The organism is Embleya australiensis (assembly GCF_051903075.1).
Lineage (GTDB): Bacteria > Actinomycetota > Actinomycetes > Streptomycetales > Streptomycetaceae > Embleya.
The window spans coordinates 206,861-228,148 of record NZ_CP182424.1 but is presented as its reverse complement, the minus strand read 5'-3'; the positions used below and the strand labels follow the sequence as shown (position 1 = coordinate 228,148).

Here is a 21,288-nt window from a genome sequence, read left to right as displayed (position 1 = left end):
TTGGGTCCTCTCGTGCGGGGCGGGGCCGGGGTGGAAAGGCGGCGGGAATCAGGTCGCCTTCTCGTCCGTTCGCAGGGTGTAAGTGTCCTTGATCTTCACTTCGGCGACGCTGCGGCCCTCGGTGAACACGGTGCGCCAGTCGCCAGCGAGGTGGAGTTCGTCGGTGCCCATCATCCGTACCAGCGTCAGCCCGGCCTCGCGGGCCTTGAAGGCTTTCGTCCACAGGTTGGAGAACGCCTGGGAGCGGATGATGTGCATCCAATCCGGGCGTTTCATAAGTCGGTTGGCGGACGAGCCGCCCATCGTGGAGACGAACTTGGCGTACATGACCTTCACGTAGTCCAGGGTGACGTCGTCCCCGTCGGCGATCGCGGTGTCGCGGGCGTCGCGCAACGCGGTCCGCAGCCGCTCGAGGAGGTTCTCGGTGGCTGGCGCCGTCCACGATTCGAGGATGCGTGGTTCCTCGCACAGGTTGCCGTGGGTGGGTGAGGCGCACCGCAGGAGCAGGCGCAAGGTGGGGTCGGTGATCCACAGCGGGCCGGGTTCGTCGCGGTCGCCGAGCGGGTTGGGCAGGGTGTCGTGGTCCCAGCTGGGTGGGTCGACGAGGTAGACGCCAGCGCGGCGGCGTTTGCGTCCGTTCGGCCCGTCGTAATCGTCCAGGTCCGGGCCCGCGCGGTGCTCGAGCGGGCCGATCGGCAGGTGGGCCTTCATCGCGGACAGGTAGGCGGCGTTCATGTCCAGGGCGGTGACCTCGCGGTCCCCCGGGGACAGGCCCTTGTTGCGCCACTTCGGGCGGGCCTCCCAGATCTGGTCCGGTTCCTTCTGTGAGGGCTTGCGGAACAGGTCCGGCAGCGGCGGATAGCTGGTGTGTTCGTAGCGGGCACCGGTCCGGGAGAGGTCGAACAGTTTCATCACGTCCGGGATCGCGCGCTTGGACAGCGCCTGCGCCGCGGCCTCGACGTCCCCTCCGGCTGCGGCGAGTTCCTCTTGTACGGCGCCAGCGATCGCCCCGGGCAAGGGATCCTGGTCGGTGTCCGCGACGACCCGAGGCGCCTTTGACGCGGCGGTCGGCGTCCGCGCGGAGGGCGCGTGGGGGGATCGCCGTGCAGTGGGACCGGGTTCGAGCGTCGAGGTGGGCATGGTCGCTGGGGTGCCGGTTGCGGAATCGGGGGCGAGGGCTGCGGAGGGCGCTGCGGCTGCGCCCGGCTCGGTCTGGGTGGGCGCGGCGGTGGGGGTGTCGGTGTAGCGGACGTGGGCCAGGTCGGCGCGCAGCGCGACCTCGGCAACCGGTCCCAGGTCGCGCTCGGATACAACCGCCAGCGCCAGTTCGCCCTCGCGCGTCAAGTGGATCACGGTGTCGGCCTCCGCAAACGCTGCGGCAACCTCGGGCTGTTCGCCCACTCCGGTTTCCCACACAGCCACCACCGGCACGTCCAGGTCCACCGCCAAGCGGCGCAACACGGTCACACCCTCCCGGATAGCCGAGGCCGGCTCGGCGCGCGCGGCGGCGGGAAGGAGGCTGTTGAGCGAATCCACGGCGATCAGGCGCAGGCCCGCGATGTCAGCGGCTGTCTCCCGCAACAGGCCCAGGGTCAAGTCGGCACCGTCGTCGAGGAGGAGCCCTCCGGCGGCCAGGCGGGCTGACGCCGCGTCGGCGGTTTCGCGTTCCGTCTCGGTGAGGGTCCCCGCGCGCAACCGCCGATGGTCCACTCCGGCGGCAGCGGCTGTCAATCGGGCGGCAACGTCGGCGCGGGGGCGGCCAGGCGTACACGAGAGCACCGCATTCGGCGCAGCGGCATCCTCGGCCGGAGCGAGGGTCGCGGACAGCACTGCGCCTGCCGCCAGCAGACCGGCGCCCGCGCCGGGCGTGCCGACCACCACGACCAGGCGGCCGGGCAGCGCGCCTCCGCCCGTGGCCTCGTCCAGGGCGGTCGGGCCGAAAGAAGTCGCCCGTCGGCGGGCGGTGGTCGCCTCGGCCGACGCCGTCGCGAACCCCGCCACCCGACGACCGCCCGCGGGCACCACCGCCCCCGACACGGCCAACGCGGTGGTGGCCGTGGGGGTGTCGTGGGCGTCTGGAAGCGAGACGGACGTCGACTGCGGACTGTTCTCGGCCGTGGGCGCTGGCACAACCGCGGGGGTCGGCGCAGCGGCAAGGTGGGTGATCTGGGCATAGACGGTGCGGTAGCGCAGCAACAGTTGGGGAGTTCCCTCCGCCGCAGCGCGCACGAGCCTGCCCAGATTCTGCCGGGCGTCGGTCATCGTGAACGTCGGGAACTTCCCCTGCCCGGCGTTCACGTCCTGGGAGGGCGGGGCCAAGACGGCCCGCACGCCGTGTGGGGCGTGGATCACGATCCGGGCGCCTTCGGCGGCCTCGGCCACCACCCGCGCCCACCGCCTCCGTACGTCCTCTATGCCAAGCCCGGTCGCGGGAACCGAGCCGGAGAAGGCCGCGGCCGACGAGTGCACCTCTTCGCTCACACTCTCGGCCTTTCCTCGAAGCGTCGGCACCCTTGAATCCTACCGTTTTCCTACTCGAAAATCTGCCAACTTAACGGGCTGGCCGGGTGGACTCCCAGGTGCCGTGGCAGCTGCTCGCCGGGGTTGAGATCTGGTCGGTCGAGTTTGTGCCTGGCCGTCTTGCGGACTATCGCGAACGCTCGCCCTGGCTTCGTGTTGGCTCGCGCGGCTCTACGGTCGACCTCTTCGCTATCACCCTCTCGGCCGCAAGACGGCTCTCCTCCGGATCGCGCCGTCCGGTCACAGGCGAGGCTCCCACCGCTCCCCGCCCAGTGCCTCCTCCACCAATAGGACCGCGCGCTCCGTCGCCGCCACCCGCGCACCTTCGTGCTCGTACATCCGCAACAACTCCTCCAGGACGGCGGCAGAGACGGCGGGCGCAAGTTCGTCACGCGCGGTGCCGTACCCGTGCCGGGCCGCCGCGAGCGCTGCCGACACGTGCTGACGGGCCATCCTCGCCAGGAGCAGCGGATGCCTGATCAGGACGTCGTGGACCCGATACCCCGGTGGACACAGATCCAGCAGCCAGGTCGTGGCTGTGTCCTCCCAGCCTTCGACGCCCGGCGGACGGACAATCGACGGCCACCCGGGCGGGGCGACACCGGCTCTGCCTCGAGGCTTCGCCCCGGCGGTGCCGGTTCCCTTCTCGGCGAGGACGCGGGCGAATCGCCCCGGACGCTCCCACGCCGGCGTGGCCTCCGAACCCTCGCGATTGTCGTACATACGTCCGATTATGGATGTCGAATCCTGCTATCCGGAATCAACACTTCCGATTTCTGTGCCGTGCGGGCCGAACTTTGAGGTCGTGCCCTCGAAGATTGACGACTCAGTGGATCGGTCCCCGTGGTTCGAACGCCCGGAGAACACGCTCGAGCACGCTAGACGCACACTCCGCCGTCGCCCTTGCCCGCGGGCCGGCAAGTCAGGACCCGGGCTGCCCTGCGGGGAACAAGCCCTCGGTCGTGGGGAAGCGCGCCTCCAGGTCGACGCCGTACAGGTCCACCGCCGACACGTTGACCAGGTCAGTGGGATACAGCCGGGCCTGAAGCGCGCCTTCCAGGCGGATGAGCGTCGGCAACGTGACCGCCTTCTTACCGTGGATGATGTCGCGGACCGCCGGCGCCGAAAGACCGGCTCGCACCGCCACCCCGTTGGCCTTCCAGCCAACGGCTTCGAGCGCCGTGGCCAGCCGCCGCGCCAAGATCAGCCCGGCGTACGCGCTCAAAGGCGCGTCCGGGCGAAGGACGACGTCCGGCCACGCACCGGACTCCACGTAGCGGACGGGTGGTTCGTCACCGCCGCTGCGCATTTCGTCCGTCTCCTCCCAGGGATCCCCCGGATCGATCACCGTGTGCTCCTCATCATCTCGCGTTGCGGGGCGACCTGTTGTCGGACCCCACCGATAGAAAGTCTACGTTCTATTCCGTCGGGATTTCGGTGCCGGCGGACGGGGGCGGAGCCATGCCTGAAAGCGATCCCGGACCACGAGTCCCAGGCCGAGATAGCGCACCTCCGCCCCCGACACCCACAACAGATCCAGGCCCCGGCTGGCCGGAAAGGACTTCGCCACCGTGACCAAGAAGGTCGGACCCACGTACTGGGCCGGGATCGACTGGGCCAAGGACACGCACGACATCGCCGTGGTGGACCGGGACGGCGTCGTAGTGGCTCACGCCACCGTCGAACACAGCCCCGCCGGCGTGGCCGCGATCCTGGACGTCCTGCGATCGGTTCGCCGCCAACGGCGCAGCATCCCCATCGGCATCGAACGCGCCGACGGCCTGCTCGTCGAGGCCCTCGTCAAGGCCGGGCAACCGGTCGTACCGATCAACCCGACGATGGCCGCCCGCTACCGCAAATCGTTGTCCAACACCCGCCGAAAGTCGGACCGGGGGGACTCAGCCGACCTGGCGAGGATTATCCAACGCGACGGACACCGCCTACGGCCCGTCCCCGATAACTCCGACCAGGTCAAGGCCATCGCCGTCCTGGCCCGCGCTCACCGCTCCGCAATCCGATCCCGCTCGTTCGTCGAGCAGCAGATCGGCAGCCACGTCGCCGAGTACCATCCCGCGCTCGTCGAGATCGGCCGCAAATTCGGCTTCCACCACCCCCGCGCCCGCATCGCGATGTCCCTGGCCCTGACCCCTTCAAGGGCCCGCAAACTCAGCCGCAAACGCCTCGCCACCGCCCTCGCGAAGGGACACCCCGGACGCAACGCCGGCAACCAAGCCGAGTACTTCCAAGTGCTGTTCGCGCAAGAGGCGCTCCACCGGCCCCACGCCGTCTCCCGCGCGATGGGAATCCGTCTCGAAAGCCTGCTGCGCACCCTCGACGCGGCCTGCGCCGAAGTCGACTACCTCGAACAACAAACGACCACCGCGTACCAAGCCCACCCACATGCCTGGATCTACTCCAGCTTCCCCGGCGTTGGGCCCATCATCGGCGCCCGCCTCCTAGGCGAGATCGGCGACGACCTCGGCCGATTCCGAACCGCTCGGGACCTGGGGACGTGGGCCGGTGTGCGTCCTGTCACCGTCAGCAGCGGCACCAGCCGCCGTGTCTTCTTCCGACGCCAGGCCAACAACGTCCTCAAGTCCACGCTGCACCTGGTCACGTGGATCGCCCTCACCAACAGCCCCGGCGTCCGTGCTCGATACGACGAACGCCGCGCCCTGGGCGACACCAACGCCGCCGCTCTGCGCCGCATCGCCGTGCGCTACGTCAACGGCCTGCACCACTGCCTCACCCACCACACCCTCTACAACGAGGAAGCCATGTGGGGGCCACCACCACCCGAGGACGACCCGCCCGCCGACGGCGTCGAGTAAGCCGACCGCGGCCGGGGACAGGCCCAGGATCACCCCGGGCCACCGAGCCCTTAAGTGGGAGTGGCCCCCCGGCCGCGCTCGACCCACTCGACGACCCTCCGCCCGACAACCCCCGCGCGGGGGCGGCGGAGAGCAGCCGGCGGACAAGCCCAGAAGCATCCCGGGCCGAGAGCCCTTTCGCGGGAGTGGCGCCGCCGGCAGCTCCCCACCGCCCCCGCCCGAGACACGAAGGAACCGATCGTGCCGATCCTGAGCATCGCCTACTGCAACCGCATCGACGAGATCTACTACCGGCCTGTCACTGAAGACCGACCCCGGCCCGCACACATGCAGCTCGACGTCGAGACCGGGCACCTGTCCGTGGGCGTCGATCTGGCGAACGACACCCACTCCCCGCAAGTGGCCCACGGCTTCCGCCGACAGTGGTCGATACCCCTCCTCTGCGGGGACGCCGTCAACCAGCTCCTCTACGACATCGCCCAGGACGCCCAGAACATCGTGAACGGCGCCGAACGCATTTGGGACGGCTCCGTGTTTTGCATCCGCCTCAACACCGCCGCCGCGGATGCCGACGCCTCGATCCTGGCCCGCTGCGCCCAATGGGACGACCAAGCCGACCACCGCGACCTCTTGCAGGTCCACGACCCCTCCGACTGGATCGCCGCCACCGGCCGGGACGAGTTCCTCGCAGAACACGACATCGGCCCGGCCACCAGTTGCGAGCGCCTGGCCGCGATCACCGACTACGAAGTCGAGCGCGCCCGCCAGGCAGCGGGAGTACCGCACGTCGTCATCCCCGGCCTGCACACCCATCTGCGGGCGCTGCGCGACGAGCTCCGCCGCCGCGACGCGGCTGGGCCTGCCGAGCGGGCGAGATGTCAGAGCCGCCCGCTACGGTGAAAGCACACTTCCCCACACTGTGGGGGTGACCCACCGGAGATCCTCAGCGAGGAGACCCCAACGGGTGAACGAGCCTCCGAGAAGTCCCCACGCAGGTGGGGGTGTCCGCACCTTTGTGGAATCTCTCGTGTCCATGTCTCGCATGGTTGTCCCCGCGTTCGCGGGTATGCGGCTCGAATGGCGGTGTTCTGTCCGTAGAACGCCGAGAATCCAAGCGACACAACGTGTTCGGCGGTGGTCGACCCGGAGGGGTTCCTCCGGGTCGACCGCGTTGTTCGGGGGCACCCGCTTCAGCGCAGGTGGGGCGCTTGCAAGCCACGACAGCCGCCCCCCGCGCTCTCCGTGTCCGGCAGCGCCTACGAGTCGGCCATTCGGTCGGCGCACCGTGGCTTGAACTGTCCGGCCGCCGTTCCGACAGGCCAGTCCGCTTTGATCTCCGCAGCTTCCGCGAGGCTGTACCGAGGCAGTTCGTCGTACGCCGAAGTCTGTGCCCACAGCCCTGGGACGTCCCTACCGGGATCGTCCCGACGACCCTCGTACAGGTCGGTCGCGGCCCGGTACAGATCTTGAGGCACCGGATGTGTGGCCTCACCGATCTGCCCCGACTCGTAAACGAGTCGGCTTTCGGCGGCGACGATGCGGTACGTCCATCCCGTGTGGGGCCACGACCGCGGGCTGTTCCACACGAACTCGATCTCTTGGGGCGTGACGCTGTCGGAAGGCCAATGCAAGGACACGAGGCCACCGGGCACTTCGGTGCTTACTCCGTACTGGTCGTCGTACTGGTCGTCGGCGTAGCCGCGCATTTCCGTGCGCCGCAGGATCCCGGAGTCTCGGCAGCGTAGCGTGTCCGCGACGGCCCGGATGTAGGCGTGATGGCCGGTCCGGCGCCACTCGTCCACCAGCGCGTCGAGGGTCTGCGTCAGGCCCAGGCCGGCGGCGATGACGGCCGCGTCCTGACCCTGTCGAACCGCGCGGGCGATGACCGCCGGCCCGATGGACCGCGCGAACGCGGCGTTGCGCGCGGTTCGCATGACGGCTTCGGCGGAAGGAACACGGGAATCGAACATGGAAGTCTCCATTGTGATTTCGGCAAACCCGAAGTGCCGCGTCGATCGGCGGCGCAATGAAGACCGGGCTACAACGCCCGGTACATGTCGACTCGACGAAGCATGGCACACCACTCAACAACGCGTTGCCAGCTTCGTGCGGTCTACGGCAGGTCACCCCGCGTCGGCCTGGATTCGCATACTGCTGGCAGCATCCGACAGCGCGCCGCATTCCGACGGAACCCTGCGCTTTCCGCCCCACGCGGACTTGGGCACGTCAATCGAAAGATCATCACCCTGCCCGAACCGGACCACCCGGACGATCCCGGACTGCGGCTTGACCGCCGCCTCAGCGGCCAGCACTCATGATTTCGTTGCATCATCTCCGACGGCGCCCCAAACACGCTAGGCCGGATCGTCCCCCGCGGAGCCCTGGGCAACCTCCCGCTCGACCGCCCCGCGCCCGCTCATGCGCCGAGCAGTGAGGCGGCACGGAGACCGCCCGCCTACCCATAGAGGGCGAAGTCCTTCGTCGCGGCATCGCGTCGGAGGAAGGTGTACGACATGGCGCGCACCTTCGTCCGGGAGTTACGGGCGCCGTGACTCCCAGGCGACGACGTGCGTGTCGAACCGCCGTGAGCCGCCTGCGGACGGGGCAGGTTCGGTTATCGGCGACACCACCGGTGTTGCATCCGACAGCGAGGGTACGGAGCTGCGTCGCCGACGCTACGGTGTCGGCCCCACCCGCTAGGGTGATTCCGATCGAAGCGGCATGCCGCGAACCGCCGCTTCCGCTGTCGCTCCGCGCCCACGCCGCGCCCGGGCGGCGCCGTCGGACAAGGATCGAAGTCGGATCCCGCGCAGCTTCATGACCCGAGAAATCCGTCCGTCCGGCTACGCACACGGCCGCGTCCGGCGGGGAGCGTGGGATCCCGCCGTGGAGACGAACGTGACCAGAACTGGTAGTGATCACCTCAAGCGCACGGCTCGACGGATCGCCCGAGCAACCGGCCGTCGATACCCCGACGTCCTCCGTGAGCTGCGCCGCGAGAGCCGTGCAACGCCGCTGCGGCAGCCGTCGACGGAACTCGTCCGGGTCTGCGCGGGCATGGCCCACCCCATCGAACCCGGGCGCTGCGCGCGGCCCGCCGGGCACGAGGGTAGCTGGTCCTGGTGCTCTTCCGACCCCCACCTGCCCTCGCGCATCTGGGAGGGATACCACCGGGCCGCCGACGAGGCCCGTCGGATCGAGGAGGCGCAGCGGCTGGCGGCGCTCACCCCCGCGGAACGTGAGGCGTACGAGGCCGAGAGCGAAGCCGCGTACTGGGAGGACATGGCGGCCGAGGCTCGCGAACCGGACGACCCGTACGAGGACAAGTACCGGTACGACGACGGCGCGGGCCCGGGTGACGACCACGACGCCCGGGACTGGAACGGGGACTGCCGGTGAACCCCTACTGGTCGATCGTGCAGCGGCGCGCCGCCGACTATGTCGCAGCCCAGTCCCGACCCGGCGCCACGCTGCTGTCCGGCCTGCCCGTCCTGGCGGCGCACGCCGAGGAGTTCTCGCCCTTCCACATGCTCCACGTAGCCCAGTTCTGCCTGGCCGTCGTCGTGTTCGAGGACTGTCCGGACCACCTGCGCACCCCCGGCGGCGTCCCGGACCTTGACCACCTGATGCCCGAGGACGCCGACGCCCTCACCGTGCTGACCGTCGCCGAGGAACAACGGTCCCTGTTCGGCGGGGCGCTCGACGAGGAACTGGCCAACGTCGAGGAGCAGGTGGCCGCCACCGGCCGGGCCCGGGAAACCGTGCAACGGGTGCTCGAGCAGGTCCCGCACGGTGTCGCGGGCCGGGAGCGGATGCTCGGCATCGTCTACGAACTCCGCGACGATCAGCGGGCCATCGCCGGTGTACTCGCGCTCACCGCCGGGGCCCTGCGCGAGGTGGCAGCGCAGCAGGGACCTTCCGATGCTTCGCTTCGCCCCAGTGGTGAGTGAGCACGGCGTGCAATCCTGCTCGGCGCGCCCCCACAGGCGAGACGAGCGGGGCAACTGTCTGAACCGCATACCGTGAGCCCGGGAGTGGCACCACTGCGGGCCGGACCGCCGCGGCGGGTTCGGATGCGCCTGGGTGTGCTCGTCACGGCGGCCCCGTCCGTAGTGGAATGCTTGTTGCGCCCGTCGTGGTGGTCTTGTGCCTTCCTGGGCGCGGGTGTCCTGCCACCCCGGCAGCCGCCGGGGCCGGACGCGGTCGCCGCTGGCCGGTGCGACGCCGACGTCGACCGTCACCCGATTTGTCCCTGATGCCTACAAACATCTACATACTGGGCAATAATTCGATCTCATAACATAATCACCATATGGACAGAGTTGGTGTGCATGGATACCTCGAGGTGCGGGACGGCCGTGAGGCGGAGGTGGTCGTCGACCTGTTCGATTGGCCTGACGGGCCCGATGCCGTGTCCCACGCCTGGACGGCGGTAGTCGACGACGGGCCGGTGATGGCCAAAGGCACGCGCGGGAGGCTGCATCTGGACGAGGAGAGTCCCGTGTCGGGGCACGCGTTCGTGGTGTCGGCGTCCTGGGGCCACGCCTCGCAACTGAGCGGCACCACACCCTGAACCCACTGCGGGAGCCGGCATGGTGCCCGCCGGTCACCCGACCCCACCGACATCCCGAGCACGGTCGGTGCCGACGTCCTCGGTCGGACGCCCTCGGTCCGATCGGCGTGGGAACCGCCTCCGCGCAGGATGTCGCCGGCGGAAACGACGCTCCCGCGCCGGTCACGACACCGGAACCGTTTTCCGTCCGTGGATCACCGTTCCCGCCCGACCCGACCCACTGCGCCTCGAGAGGGACACGGCCCGAACCGGGGTGTATCCCGTCCTCGCCCGGTCGATCCTCCTGGTCATGCCCACCGCGCCGACGATCGCCCCCATGCTCGCCACCCCAGGGGTCCTGCCCGGCCTCGGGCAGGAGGACGGTTGGGCCTTCGAGGAAAAATTCGACGGGGCACGGGCCGTGATCTCCGTTCTTGAGGACGGCACGGTTCGCGTGACATCCCGGCGGGGCACCGACGTGAGCGTCGCGTATCCCGAACTCGTCGAGGATGCGCGGGACTTCGGCACCCGTGCCGCGGTTCTGGACGGGGAGATCGTCGCCGTCGGCGCGGGCGGCCGCCCGGATTTCGGTCTCCTTCAGGCCCGGATGGGGGTGTCCGACGCGCGGCGGGCCGCGGCCCTGGCCCGGGTGACGCCGGTGACATTGATGCTGTTCGACGTGATGTGGCTCGACGGCCGCTCCCTGTTGGATGTCCCGTACCTGGAGCGCCGCGAAATCCTGGCCCGACTCGCCCTGCGCGGCGGGCATGTGCGGGTCCCCGCGCACGTCGTCGGCCACGCCGCGCGGGCGTGGGAGGCGGTGGTGGCGGCGGGCGGGGAGGGTCTGCTCGCGAAGCGCATCCATTCCGGCTACGAGCCGGGTGTCCGCTCTGCCGCGTGGCGGAAGGTCAAGGCGGTCGAGACGGTGGACGTGGTCATCGGCGGCTGGCGGCCCGGCCGCGGCTCGCTGCGGGATCTGCCCGGCTCGGTCCTGGTCGGCCGCGATACCCCCGAGGGGCTGCGTTATCTCGGCTCCGTCGGCTCCGGCGTGTCGGAACGTGAGCGCCGCGAACTCGCCGGATACCTGGGTGTCCTGGCCCGCGACACCAGTCCGTTCACCGGTCCTGTCGAGGTCCCGGATGCGCGGTGGGTCCATCCCCGTCTGGTCGCGGAAATCACCGTGGGAGCCTGGACGCGGGCAGGCCGGGTGCGTCATCCGGTGTGGCAAAGGCTACGTCCGGACCTAACGCGATTGGATTGATGTGGCCGGTCCGGGCCCCTCTTCGAGACACCGACGGGGCGACGTCGCTCGGGCGTCCGGAGCCGATGACCACGGCTCAGGGAAATCGTTCGCGCATTCCCGTCACCGGGGATCGCTCTCGGCGGGTGCTTGGAACGGAGAAGGTGACGAGTCAATGACCACGACCTCGTAGCCATGCACTTCGGCGGCCACACAGAGCTGCCCCAGCAGCTGGAGGTCCCGCGATTCTCGTCCTCCTGGGAACACCATCGCGCGACGCGTCTTGCCCCCTCCCCCTCGGGTGTTGGCCACGACGGAAGGCGGCATGTCGGCGATGTCCAACGGATGCTCGTCCACGGAGTTCCCTCTCGTCGCACGGCATGTCGGACGTCCAGGTGACGGTCGACGGGCCGGCGCGGTCCGCTTCATCGTTGCACGCGTCGGGGACACACGGTGCCGGTTCGCGGGCGCAGGGGACAGCGCGGTCGGCCGGGCGGCAACCACCCTCCGGGGTCGTCGCCGAACGTGACGTGCCCTCGCTTCGGCCCGGACAGACGCGACCGGCGGCACCGGGTCTTCGGTCAGGTGGTGGGTGCGAGAATGGGCCGGTCGATGTGCGCGTGGTCGACCTCGACCTCGACACCCGTGGCCCGCAATCGCTCGGCGACACATTCGGCTACTACCACCGATCGGTGTCTGCCACCGATGCACGCGAGCGTGATCCGGACGAGCCGCCGTCGGACCTCGGCGACGCGCACCAGCGCGATGGTTTCGTCCACGATCCGGGTCACCGTGGCCGCGGCGCCCGGGGTGCGGAGCACGTGGTCCCGGACGGTGGCATCCAGCCCGGTGCGCCGGCGCATCGCCGGGTCGACGTGGGGGTCGCGCAGGTGACCGAGATGGTAGTAGAGACCGGGGCCGATCCGATCGATCGCATCGTCGTGACCGGTACCGACAGTCGTGATGAGCACCTGAACGAGAGACATGGACTAACCTTCGCGTGTCCCCCGCCAGCGGCAACAGCTGTTGCCTGATGCCACCACCGGGCCCGGTCGTCCCAAGGCCCGTTCGCGCAGAGGAACAGGGGTATCCAGGTGTACGACCCGGCCACACTGAGCCCTACATATGCCGATGCCCTCGATATCGACACATGGTGGCTCCTGGCCCCGGACGTCGACCGGGATGCACTTGGCCAGCTCAAGGGAAAGCGCAGGGAACGCGCCGTCGAGGCCCTCGGCACTCGGGCGGTGTGGAAGAACTCACTGGGTGTTCTGGGTTACGAGCCGGCTCCCGGGCAGCCGTACGGCCGTGCTCGTCTCGGCACCCTGCATGGGGTCTACATGGAGGCGTGGACCTCCGCGCTACCCGTCGCCGACCTCGTGGACCTCGGCCGGCTCGACCACCACCTCGCGTACGAGTTCTGGTACTGCATCGAGACTCTGCGCGACGTCGTGGACCTACAACAGCAGGACTACGAGACCGGGGCACTCCAGGAGCGCCTCCTGGCCGCGTTCGACGATCGACTCACCGACATGAGGAATATCGCCGAGGAACACCGGCGCCTTCACACCGAGTTGCGGTCCGACCCGACCACGATGCCGGAAACCGTCCGCCGCGTCCTCCATGATGCCGAGGTGCGCGAGTTGCTCCGCCCCGGCCGCGACCTGGCAGATTTCACCGCCGCGCTGCGGACCCTGATCACCGAACTCCACTCCGGCGACTCGGAAATCCCCTCGGGCGGCTAGCCCCACACGGTCCACCACGGGCACGACAACGCCGGGAACCGGCGGGTGGCGGACCCGGCTGATGAAATCGCCGCAGACGTGGGGCGCGGATACGGCTCAGTGCATCGGCTGCTGGTCGAGGCGGGCGTGGAGATGCGTACCCGCGGTGTCGCTCGAGCCCGTCGCCGAACGACCGTCGACGGCCACGATCCGTTCGCGGCAGAGATCGATGTCCGGAACGACCGGCGGGAGCTGATCGTCATCGCTCCCGGCGGAACCCGGGTCACCGAGCCAGCCGTCGCCCTGGACGGCGCGGTCGTTCGGGCCCTGCCCGACGGCTCGGATGCCGGTCGAGGCCCGATAGAACAACCCGTCGTCCCCACACCGGTGTTGCCCGCCGAGGCTGCGTCGGGGGCGCTCTCCGAGATCGGATACGTCGTGTGGGACGGTCCTCCGGTGCCGGTCAGCCCTGAGGGGTGAAACGGTCCAGAAGTCGCTCACGCTGCTGTGCTCCGAGGCCGCGGACCCGACGACGGGTGGAAATCTCCAATTCGGCAAGGAGCTTGTCGGCACGCACCTTCCCGATGTCGGGCAGGGATTCGAGCAGCGCGCGAACCGGCATCTTGCGGACCGCCAGAGTGTCGGTGGCCAGTACCTCGCTCAGGGACAACCTGCCCTGTTTGAGGCCCTCCTTCACCTCGGCTCGTTCCCTGCGGACCGCAGCGGCCTTCGCAAGAGCCGCCCGTCGCTCTTCGAGACCGATCTTCGGCACGGTCATCGGGTACTCCTTCGTGTCGTCTCATCCGGAACGGGCCCATCATGGCCTCAGCTTCGTGGCTTGGACCAGCGGCTTTCCGGATGAAGACGACGGAGTGGGCGTCATCGGGGGACGTCGACGAGGACGCTCGGCGCAGCCGGGGTCGGCGGTTCCGAGTCGACGGGACGCATGGCGAGTGGGCGCACGAGCGACGGGTGCCGTCAAGCCGTGGGGTGTGGAAGGAATACGTGGAAGGTGGTGCCGTCGTCGAACATGAGGATGTCGTCCCGGGGATCGACCGGTTCGGGTTGGGCGGCCGGCGCGGCGTACGCGTCGAGGCCGATGATCGTGTCGACCGCGTCGCTTGCCGCAGCGCGGCGCCGCCGAGGGCTCATGTCCGCGCATCGCGCACGATCGCGGGGTACTCGCCGCGCGATGCGTCGACGTACGCCGGGACCAGGTCTTAGAGCGCGTCCCAAGCGGATCGTGCTCTTGCGTCACGCGGCCCTCGGGATGTCGCCGAACGTCTCGCCGACCGCCAGTGCACACCCACAGCACCAGCACGGCCGTGGTCGCCGGGTCCATCGCGAACCGGTCCAGCAGCGCTTGCCGACACGTGGTGCAGGCGTCGAGGACCACGTCGTACGACCGCGCCATCGACGCGTGGTCCGCATCGCCCTCCCCCGACCAGGAAACGAGGGTTCACGCGGTGGAATCACGGCGCCCGTTGCCTTCTCCACCATGATCGTGGTCGTGGTCGACCGCCGCCCTCGCTCGCGGGATCGCCCCACGCACGGCGGGACCACGTGCACGGAACACCACACGCTCTTCCCCGACCATCTGTGAGAAGAATTCGGATCGTCGGTCGCTCGGGTCGCTCCGCGTCCGGGGCGCTACGAGTGCGCGATTGGAGTTTTGCGACCCAGGAACGGTCCCGGGCTTTGTGGCGGATGCGACAGGTGTGGTGACGGAACCACTCGTCTTGATCGTCTTCTACGCTGACGGGCATCGAGCAGTCCGACGAAGCGTGCGAAACCACCTCGTGGTGGCGTGCGAGATTGCTCGGTACGTCGCCGAGGGGTGTACATCAGAAAGATGCGCTGGCCATCGTTGTTCGCCAGGCGTGACTCGCGGGCCTCCCGACCAGTGTCGGTGGGGATCGGTAACGTCATGACACGGCCGTCGGAGACCTTGCCCTCCCAATCGGGTCCGACGGCTTAGATCGGCCCGCCGACACACCCCCCAGTCGGCGGGCCGGATCGACGTACCGGACGCGGCCCGCACGGGGGTTCGGCCGCGTTCGGTGCGTCGCGCCCCGCACACCCTTCGTCTATGCGGATCCGCCTCACCCATGCCGCTCCGGGGCAGGTATCTCCGAGCCGGGAAATGCTCCCCGCTTCGAGCGCGTGTCGAACTGTCGCACAACGGCGCGCGCGATGAGCAGGGTCTCAGTCCTCGTCGCTCCAGCAGAGATCGTCGTCCCGGTCATTCCGGTCGGCCTCATCCTGGGCGCGCTCGTCGAACCCGCTCGTGGCGGTGTCACTCTCCGGGTCACGCTGCGCGGCCTCGAAGATTCGGTCAGCTGCCTCGTGGTCCATGGGGGTCTCTCGTGCCATACCTCAAGCGTCCTCCCGCAAGCGGCGGTTCCTCGACCTCGGCGCAGCCATTCGAGGTACAGCCTCCAAGCATGCCCTGAGAGGGGATCGGGAACATCGCAGCTTCTTCAGGTCGGCGACGCAGCAGACGGCTCCGGCTAAGTCACGGCGTCGCTCTGTCGCGGAGGAGAACTAGGCGGGTGCCTCCAGCCATAGGCGCGGGAGGCTGATTGCTCGCCGAGTTGGTCGTCAGTGGCGTTGGACGCTCGCGGGGAAGCGATGGCTTTGTTGAGTTTGCTATGGAACACCGGGATTGGGTATCCAACGACGGCGCCTGCTGCGCAGCGCGTGGAATGTCGTTCATGCGTGGTCCAGGCGGTAAGGAAGAAGGCGGCAGAAGCAAGTCGGCGACGCTTGGGGGAACCGGCGGCGAGCGAATTCTTCGACCGCGAACACGTGCGGCGGCATGGTGCCTGGGATACGGGTCACCGCCGGTGACCGGTGGATCAGTTCGCAGACGAAAGAGATGAGGTTCTCGAATTTCGGCAGGTCGGTGGGCGCGAGTACCCACACGGCGATGTAGTCGCCGTAGTGCGGCGCACAGGCCTCTGCGTCGCCGGTGTAGCGGCACAGCAAAAGCGCGACGCGTTTCTCCGCATCGGCACGACCTCGATCGATGATGGTGCCGACGAGGGCGTGGAACCTTTCGTCGAAGCGCGAGGTCGCAGTCCTCTCCCTCGCTCGGTGTGTTTCGGAGGCGATCGTCTCGGCGGGGTGCAGCGTTCCCTCGCCGTCCAGTTCGGCGTGGAGGACCGCGCTCAGACACGTCGCGGCGCTCTCTGCGGTGCTGGTCGCCCCGAACATGTGCAGGCACCACCCGGCGAATGGGCTGTCGTCGCGGGGTAACACGCGCCAGGTGCCCGCGAGTCGGCGCGAAGTTTCGGTCGCGGGCTGTGCGAGGTCGATGGTGGTCACCGCTGCGCTCCGAGGGGAGAGGAGGTTTGTCGAAGGAGCCTGGGCTGGGCGGAGTCAGACCCAGGGTGTTGGTCCCGAGGTGCCCACGTCGGGCGCAGACATCGTTGGGGGTGCGCCATCGCGTTCACCGCCCGCAGTGCGCCTCCTCGCTGTGGTCGAAGGACCACCCGCGGCGTGGTGAGAGTCGTGTGACGGGGGTAGGGGCGATGGGCTCCGGCCCCGTCCTCAAGGGAGAGGGTCGTCGGTCGATTAGAGTTCGGCGATCACCGGCGCGTACGCTCCGGCGGCGATCGCGGCGTATCGGCGCAGCTGTTCCAGGGTGGGCTCGTGCTCGGCCGGAGCACGCCCGCATACGCAGTATTTGGCGGGCGGGCGGGCATTGAGCGCGTGGTCGACGGCAGCCCAGTAGGACGTAAGCGCCGGCACGAGCACGTCGTCGCCCAGAGCCTCGGCAGAGGTGGGGAACACGGTCGCCAGGTAGGCGCCGAGGTTGTAGCCCAGCGGGACGCTGGACAGCGGTGCAAAAACTCGGGTGAACCACAGGCCCTGGTCGGTGGTGACGAGGCTGTTCGCGTCGGTGACCAGTGCCAGCGTTCGAGGGGGAGTCCAGCGCGCGCAGGCATCAGCGAGGGCAGGGATGGCCAAGGGCGCGACGCGGTACGAGAAATTCCCCCGGGTAGCCGGATCGTTCTCATGGTCGCCGATCGCTTCTGTGTGGGCCGCCTCTTCCAAGAGTCCCAGCATGGCAGGCACGCTCTCGCGCCAGGTGGCCTCGTCGCGGTCGCGCATGACGCCCGGGACCATCCATTGCACGCGGGCCGTACCCGATCGCGCGTCGTCGTTGAGCCATTCGCGGTGTGCGAGCCGGACTTCGGGGTGGAGAAGATGGGCTGCGTTGTAGGCGTCCTCGTCGTCGAGGGCCGTATCGAGGGTCAGGGTGAGCACGCCTCGGGTGACGACTGTGGCGTCGTCGCCGGGCTCGTACGCGGTCACGCGGTACTCCATGGTGTGGGGATTTCGGGACTCGGTATACGGGCGGGGGCGGTCACGGCTGTACTGCCGGTCGCCGCCCGCACCGGTCGCGATAGAACGTGGGCTCGAGGTTGTGGCCCGCACGGCCAGGCGAGGGCGTGCGCCGTGTCGGGTGGGCGCGTTCGGTGGTCCGGGGTTCACCGGGGTGGGCAGCCCACGCGATAGTGCGGCTGGGTGGCGGGTCGCGCTGAAGCGGCTGCTCGTAGCGGCCCCGATGTGCAGTCCGCGGCCGAGCTCGTCGTCCTCCCTGCCGAAAGTGGTGTCGGTCAGGGAGCAGTGCCACCGTCGTTGCCCACGACGACGAGCGTCGAGTTGCGCACTCACGGGGCACTGGTCCCCCCGCCTCGTCCACGGGAGACCCGGTCACCACCCGGTAGCTGCCCAGGACGCACCTTCGCGAGCAGCGCGCTCAACAGGGTGTCGTTCATTCGGGCGCTCTGTCCGATGTCGTCGCGCGCATTGCCGGTGACCGTCGCATCCCGCGCAAGGGATCCGGCGTTGGCGAAGCGTGCGGCTATCGCCCGCGGTCACGGCGCCGTTCGGAGGACGCTGCTCCCGGGGCCGCTCGGTCCCTCCGACGGCAGAGTCGCCCCACGCCGGCGAAGAGCCAGTCTGTGTGCGCGGCCTGTTCCCCGTCCGGGCGCCACAGCCCGGGGCGGGTCAGGCCCGGGTCCACGAGTTCGAATCCGTCGAAGAACGCGGCGATCTCGTCCTTCGACCGCACGGTCACCTGAGCGGTGGCCTTCTCGTACGCGCCCACGACCGTGTCGACATGGTCGGCGGAGGGCCCTTGGGTGGTGGCGTGTGAGATCACCAGGTGGCTGCCTGGGGCCAATGCCTCGCGGTACGCGCGCACCATGTCGTGCGGTTCCTCGTCGTCCGGCACGAAATGCAGCGTGGCGACAAACAGCACGGCGACGGGACGGCCGAAGTCGATCAGCGCCCTCGTGTCGGGGTGTTCGAGGATGAGCTTCGGTTGGCGCATATCCCCCATGATCACCGTCGTCGTGTTTCCGCGGCCCGCCAACAGCGCGCGCCCGTGGGCCAGGACCACCGGGTCGTTGTCGACGTAGACCACCCGCGCGCCCGGGTTCACCGCCTGGGCGACATCGTGGACGTTGCCCTCGGTGGGCAGGCCAGCGCCGAGGTCGACGAACTGGTCGATGCCCAGGTTCGCGAGAGCCCGCACGGCCCGTTGCAGGAAGGCTCGGTTCTCCCGCGCCGCCTCGCGGACGTTCGGCGTCTCCCCCAGGATCCTCTCGGCGGCCTCACGATCGACCGAATAGTGGTTCTTGCCGTCCAGGTAGTAGTCATACATGCGGGCCGGGCTCGGCCGTGTGGTGTCCACGCCCGACGTTAACGGCCGGTGGTGGTCGGGCGCGTGGTGGTCGTTCATTGCGTCCTCTCGGGCTGGGTGTGCCGGTAGCCGACTTCGCAGAACGCCGCGCCTCGTCGGCGGCGTCGGGGACGACCGGGGCGGGACCGGTGACCCACATCCGGATGCCGCGCGGCGAAATGATGGGCGCGGGCGACCGGGCGGGTCATCGCAGTCGCACGGGCAGGCTGTCCAGGGTGTTGGCGACTAGGGAGGGCACTGGGCGTGGTGGGGGCGCAGCGGTGTCGAGGGCCGTGTGGGGGAATCGGGTGAACAGGCTGCGCAGGCTGATGCGGGCCTGGAGAAGGGCGAGGCGCGCGCCAGGGCAGAAGTGCGGTCCGTGGCCGAAGGAGAGCAGGGTGGCGGATCGGCGAGTGATGTCGAATTGGTCGGCGGTGGCGCCGTAGGCCGAGGGGTCGCGGCCGGCGGCCGTGTAGGAGGCGATGATGGCGTCGCCGGCTGGGATGGTGATGCCGCCCGGGGACACTGTCCGGGCGGCGTAGCGCATGAGGAAGTGCGCGATAGGGCTGTTCCAGCGCAGGGTCTCGTTCACGACGGCCGCCCAAGGGTCGGTGTCGTCGTCGCGGGGTGTATTGGTGGCGAGGGCACGTTGGTCGGGGTGGGTAAGCAGGGCGTGGATCGCGTTGACGAGCAGGCCGGTGGTGGTCTCGTAGCCGGCGGCGATGGTCAGCCATAGCGACCCGAGGAGTTCGTCGTAAGTGAGGGTGCCTTGGTCGTGGTGGGCGATCAGGTCGGTGGTCAGGTCATCGCCGGGGTGGTCGCGGCGCAGCGTGACGAGGTGTTCGAGCTGGTGGGTGATGGCCTGCTGGGTGGCGATGACCTCGTCGGGTGCGGCGGTGGAGGTGAAGATGCTCTCAACCAGGGGTCGCAGACGTTCGAGGTCGGGGCCGGGGATGCCGAGGAGGTGGCCGAGGACGGCGATGGGGAGGGGCGCGGCGAGGTGGGCGCGCAGGTCGACGGGACCAGGTTGGTGCGCGGCCTGGTCCAAGAGTCGGTCGGTCAGGGTGTGGACGCGGCTCTCGAGGATGGCTATGCGCCGGGGGGTGAACGCGGTGCGCAACGGGGCGCGCAAGCGGGTGTGTTCGGGGCCGTCGGCGGTGACGGCGTTGTCGACCTTGACCATGCCGATCAGCGGCCAGTCGGCGGGGATGGTGCCCCAGAGGTTCCACGCGCGGTAGTCCTTGACGATGTCCGGGTGGGTGAGGGTCTGGCGCAGGGCGTCGTGGCCGAGTACGGCCCAGGCGGGTACGTCGCCGGGCAGCAGGACGGGTGCAACGGGGCCGTGTGCGCGCAGGCGGCGGATCTCGCCGTGGTGGTCGTGTGCGGCGGGATCCAGGCGAACCGCGGTGGCCGGGTGGGGTGGGATGGGGGTGTCGATGGCGTGCCTCCCGGGTGGGGTCGACGATCGGACACGAACTGTGGGACTAGATGGTGGGGTTACCCACAGTCGAAGCCGGAGTGAACCGGGCGGGTAGCGCTTCGAGTGCGGTACTCCACGGGGACGTGCGCAGGCGCAGTGTGTCGGGTGGGACGGCGCAGGTGAGGTCGGGGAGGCGGTCGAGGAGGGTACCGACGGCGATGCCGGCGATGAGGCGGGCCTGGGGTACGGCGGGGCAGGCGTGGGGGCCTGCGCCGAACGCGAGGTGGGCGCCGTTGCCGTGGCCGAGGGCGTGGGCGGGGTCGGTGGGTTGGATGGCGGGGTCGGTGTGGGCGCCGCCGATGCCGAGCAGGAGTGCGTCGCCGGCGCGGAGGGTGCGGCCGGCGAGGGTGGTGTCGTGGGCGAGGTAGCGGCCGGGGAAGATCTTCAGCGGCGGGTCGCGGACGAGGGCTTCGTCGATGGCCTCGTTGACGGTGCGGCGGCCTCCGGTGAGCGAGTGGGCGAAGCGGGGGTCGACGAGTTTGAGGCGCAGGGTGGAGCCGATGAGGTTGGCGAGGGTTTCGCAGCCGGCGGAGAGGATGACGACGAGCTGGGGCAGGAGTTCCTCGTCGTTCAGGTCGGATTTCAGGAGCCAGGTGGTCAGGTCGTCGGCGGGGTGGGTTCGGCGGTGGTGGAGCAGGTCGGCCAGGATCTGCTCGAAGGCGCGGTCACCGACCTGGGAGTCGGCTTGGGAGTCGAACAGGGCGTGCATGGCGCGGGCGAACTCGGCGTCCTGGCCGTGGGGAAGGCCGAAGAGGCGAGCGAACGCGCGCAAGGGCACGACGGTGGCGTATTCGGCGATCAGGTCGGCGTGGCCGCGGTCCGCGAAGGTGTCGACGACCCGGTCGCAGGTGGCGCGCAGGTCGTGGCGCAGTCGGGGTGTGGTGACCGCGGTGAGGCTGTCCTGGACGATGCGGCGCAGGCGTTGGTGTTCCGTGCCGTCGGCGAAGGCGACGTTGTGGGGGCGGTGGGCCATCATCGGCCGCAGCCCGGAGTCCTCGGGGACGACGCCGGTGGTGAGGTCTTTCCAGTTCAGGGGGCTGCGGGGGAAGCGGTGGCTGTCGCGGAGCATTTCGGTCAGGGGGTGGTAGCCCAGGACGAGCCAAGCGCCGATGCCGGGGGCGAGCAGGACCGGGGCGACGGGGCCGTGGTCGGTGCGCAGGTTGGTGTAGAGGGTGTCCATGTCGTCGACGGCGGGTCCGTACAGGGGTGTGGCGCGAGCGAATTCAACGCGGCTCGCAGTGGGGCG

22 protein-coding genes are annotated in these 21,288 nt (G+C 69.5%); 8 read left to right on the top strand and 14 right to left on the bottom strand.

The window, feature by feature from the left end:
- Positions 1 to 48 precede the first annotated feature (48 nt).
- The 3 genes from ACMXN5_RS49875 to ACMXN5_RS49865 all read right to left on the bottom strand — a co-directional run bounded on the left by ACMXN5_RS49875 (position 49) and on the right by ACMXN5_RS49865 (position 3,868).
- Positions 49 to 2,481 carry a DnaB-like helicase C-terminal domain-containing protein gene (locus ACMXN5_RS49875; RefSeq protein WP_439681667.1) on the bottom strand — a complete coding sequence of 811 codons (2,433 nt, stop codon included), beginning with the start codon at positions 2,479 to 2,481 and terminating at the stop codon, positions 49 to 51.
- Between the two features lie 279 nt (positions 2,482 to 2,760).
- Positions 2,761 to 3,243: a hypothetical protein gene (locus tag ACMXN5_RS49870; RefSeq protein ID WP_439681666.1), complete on the bottom strand. Its 483-nt coding sequence runs from the start codon at positions 3,241 to 3,243 to the stop codon at positions 2,761 to 2,763.
- A gap of 199 nt (positions 3,244 to 3,442) precedes the next feature.
- Entirely contained in the window at positions 3,443 to 3,868 is a 426-nt protein-coding gene (locus ACMXN5_RS49865; protein WP_439681665.1) for a hypothetical protein, read from the bottom strand.
- A 223-nt stretch (positions 3,869 to 4,091) separates the two neighbouring features.
- Here ACMXN5_RS49865 and ACMXN5_RS49860 point away from each other — a divergent pair, with 223 nt between their 5' ends.
- Together ACMXN5_RS49860 and ACMXN5_RS49855 are read left to right on the top strand one after the other, a co-directional pair.
- Complete coding sequence (locus ACMXN5_RS49860; protein ID WP_439681664.1) at positions 4,092 to 5,351, top strand: IS110 family transposase; 1,260 nt, start codon at positions 4,092 to 4,094, stop codon at positions 5,349 to 5,351.
- Between the two features lie 240 nt (positions 5,352 to 5,591).
- Positions 5,592 to 6,251, top strand: a complete 660-nt coding sequence (locus ACMXN5_RS49855; protein ID WP_439681663.1) for a hypothetical protein — start codon at positions 5,592 to 5,594, stop codon at positions 6,249 to 6,251.
- Positions 6,252 to 6,607: 356 nt separating this feature from the next.
- Here the strand turns inward: ACMXN5_RS49855 and ACMXN5_RS49850 are convergent, their stop codons facing one another.
- Together ACMXN5_RS49850 and ACMXN5_RS49845 are read right to left on the bottom strand one after the other, a co-directional pair.
- Positions 6,608 to 7,378 (bottom strand): hypothetical protein, encoded by a 771-nt coding sequence (locus ACMXN5_RS49850; RefSeq protein ID WP_439681662.1) that lies wholly within the window; start codon positions 7,376 to 7,378, stop codon positions 6,608 to 6,610.
- 96 nt (positions 7,379 to 7,474) lie between these two features.
- Positions 7,475 to 7,663 (bottom strand): hypothetical protein, encoded by a 189-nt coding sequence (locus ACMXN5_RS49845; protein ID WP_439681661.1) that lies wholly within the window; start codon positions 7,661 to 7,663, stop codon positions 7,475 to 7,477.
- Positions 7,664 to 8,249: 586 nt separating this feature from the next.
- Between ACMXN5_RS49845 and ACMXN5_RS49840 the strand changes: the two genes are divergently transcribed.
- From ACMXN5_RS49840 to ACMXN5_RS49825, 4 genes are all read left to right on the top strand, one after another.
- Positions 8,250 to 8,750, top strand: a complete 501-nt coding sequence (locus ACMXN5_RS49840; protein ID WP_439681660.1) for a hypothetical protein — start codon at positions 8,250 to 8,252, stop codon at positions 8,748 to 8,750.
- The gene (locus ACMXN5_RS49835) at positions 8,747 to 9,301 is read left to right on the top strand and encodes a hypothetical protein (protein WP_439681659.1); all 555 of its coding nucleotides are present in this window, start codon (positions 8,747 to 8,749) and stop codon (positions 9,299 to 9,301) included. Before ACMXN5_RS49840 ends, ACMXN5_RS49835 begins: the two co-directional genes overlap by 4 nt.
- 362 nt (positions 9,302 to 9,663) lie before the next feature.
- Positions 9,664 to 9,924 (top strand): hypothetical protein, encoded by a 261-nt coding sequence (locus tag ACMXN5_RS49830; RefSeq protein ID WP_439681658.1) that lies wholly within the window; start codon positions 9,664 to 9,666, stop codon positions 9,922 to 9,924.
- Positions 9,925 to 10,213: 289 nt separating this feature from the next.
- Positions 10,214 to 11,164, top strand: a complete 951-nt coding sequence (locus ACMXN5_RS49825) for an ATP-dependent DNA ligase (protein WP_439681657.1) — start codon at positions 10,214 to 10,216, stop codon at positions 11,162 to 11,164.
- 560 nt (positions 11,165 to 11,724) lie between these two features.
- Here the strand turns inward: ACMXN5_RS49825 and ACMXN5_RS49820 are convergent.
- Positions 11,725 to 12,129, bottom strand: a complete 405-nt coding sequence (locus ACMXN5_RS49820) for a RapZ C-terminal domain-containing protein (protein WP_439681656.1) — start codon at positions 12,127 to 12,129, stop codon at positions 11,725 to 11,727.
- A gap of 108 nt (positions 12,130 to 12,237) precedes the next feature.
- Here ACMXN5_RS49820 and ACMXN5_RS49815 point away from each other — a divergent pair, with 108 nt between their 5' ends.
- The gene (locus ACMXN5_RS49815) at positions 12,238 to 12,888 is read left to right on the top strand and encodes a hypothetical protein (RefSeq protein ID WP_439681655.1); all 651 of its coding nucleotides are present in this window, start codon (positions 12,238 to 12,240) and stop codon (positions 12,886 to 12,888) included.
- Between the two features lie 45 nt (positions 12,889 to 12,933).
- Entirely contained in the window at positions 12,934 to 13,347 is a 414-nt protein-coding gene (locus ACMXN5_RS49810) for a helix-turn-helix domain-containing protein (protein WP_439681654.1), read from the top strand.
- Here the strand turns inward: ACMXN5_RS49810 and mihF are convergent.
- From mihF to ACMXN5_RS49770, 8 genes are all read right to left on the bottom strand, one after another.
- A complete protein-coding gene (gene mihF / locus ACMXN5_RS49805) occupies positions 13,331 to 13,645 on the bottom strand; it encodes an integration host factor, actinobacterial type (protein ID WP_439681653.1) in 315 nt (104 codons plus the stop codon). The genes ACMXN5_RS49810 and mihF overlap by 17 nt on opposite strands.
- 200 nt (positions 13,646 to 13,845) lie before the next feature.
- Positions 13,846 to 14,019, bottom strand: a complete 174-nt coding sequence (locus ACMXN5_RS49800; RefSeq protein WP_439681652.1) for a hypothetical protein — start codon at positions 14,017 to 14,019, stop codon at positions 13,846 to 13,848.
- 1,053 nt (positions 14,020 to 15,072) lie between these two features.
- Entirely contained in the window at positions 15,073 to 15,240 is a 168-nt protein-coding gene (locus tag ACMXN5_RS49795; RefSeq protein ID WP_439681651.1) for a hypothetical protein, read from the bottom strand.
- 339 nt (positions 15,241 to 15,579) lie between these two features.
- The gene (locus tag ACMXN5_RS49790) at positions 15,580 to 16,194 is read right to left on the bottom strand and encodes a hypothetical protein (RefSeq protein ID WP_439681650.1); all 615 of its coding nucleotides are present in this window, start codon (positions 16,192 to 16,194) and stop codon (positions 15,580 to 15,582) included.
- A 249-nt stretch (positions 16,195 to 16,443) separates the two neighbouring features.
- Positions 16,444 to 17,187, bottom strand: a complete 744-nt coding sequence (locus ACMXN5_RS49785; RefSeq protein ID WP_439681649.1) for a hypothetical protein — start codon at positions 17,185 to 17,187, stop codon at positions 16,444 to 16,446.
- A gap of 553 nt (positions 17,188 to 17,740) precedes the next feature.
- Entirely contained in the window at positions 17,741 to 18,622 is an 882-nt protein-coding gene (locus tag ACMXN5_RS49780) for an SAM-dependent methyltransferase (protein WP_439681648.1), read from the bottom strand.
- Between the two features lie 145 nt (positions 18,623 to 18,767).
- Positions 18,768 to 19,745 (bottom strand): cytochrome P450, encoded by a 978-nt coding sequence (locus ACMXN5_RS49775; protein WP_439681647.1) that lies wholly within the window; start codon positions 19,743 to 19,745, stop codon positions 18,768 to 18,770.
- A 301-nt stretch (positions 19,746 to 20,046) separates the two neighbouring features.
- A complete protein-coding gene (locus ACMXN5_RS49770) occupies positions 20,047 to 21,222 on the bottom strand; it encodes a cytochrome P450 (protein ID WP_439681646.1) in 1,176 nt (391 codons plus the stop codon).
- Between the last annotated feature and the right edge of the window lie 66 nt (positions 21,223 to 21,288).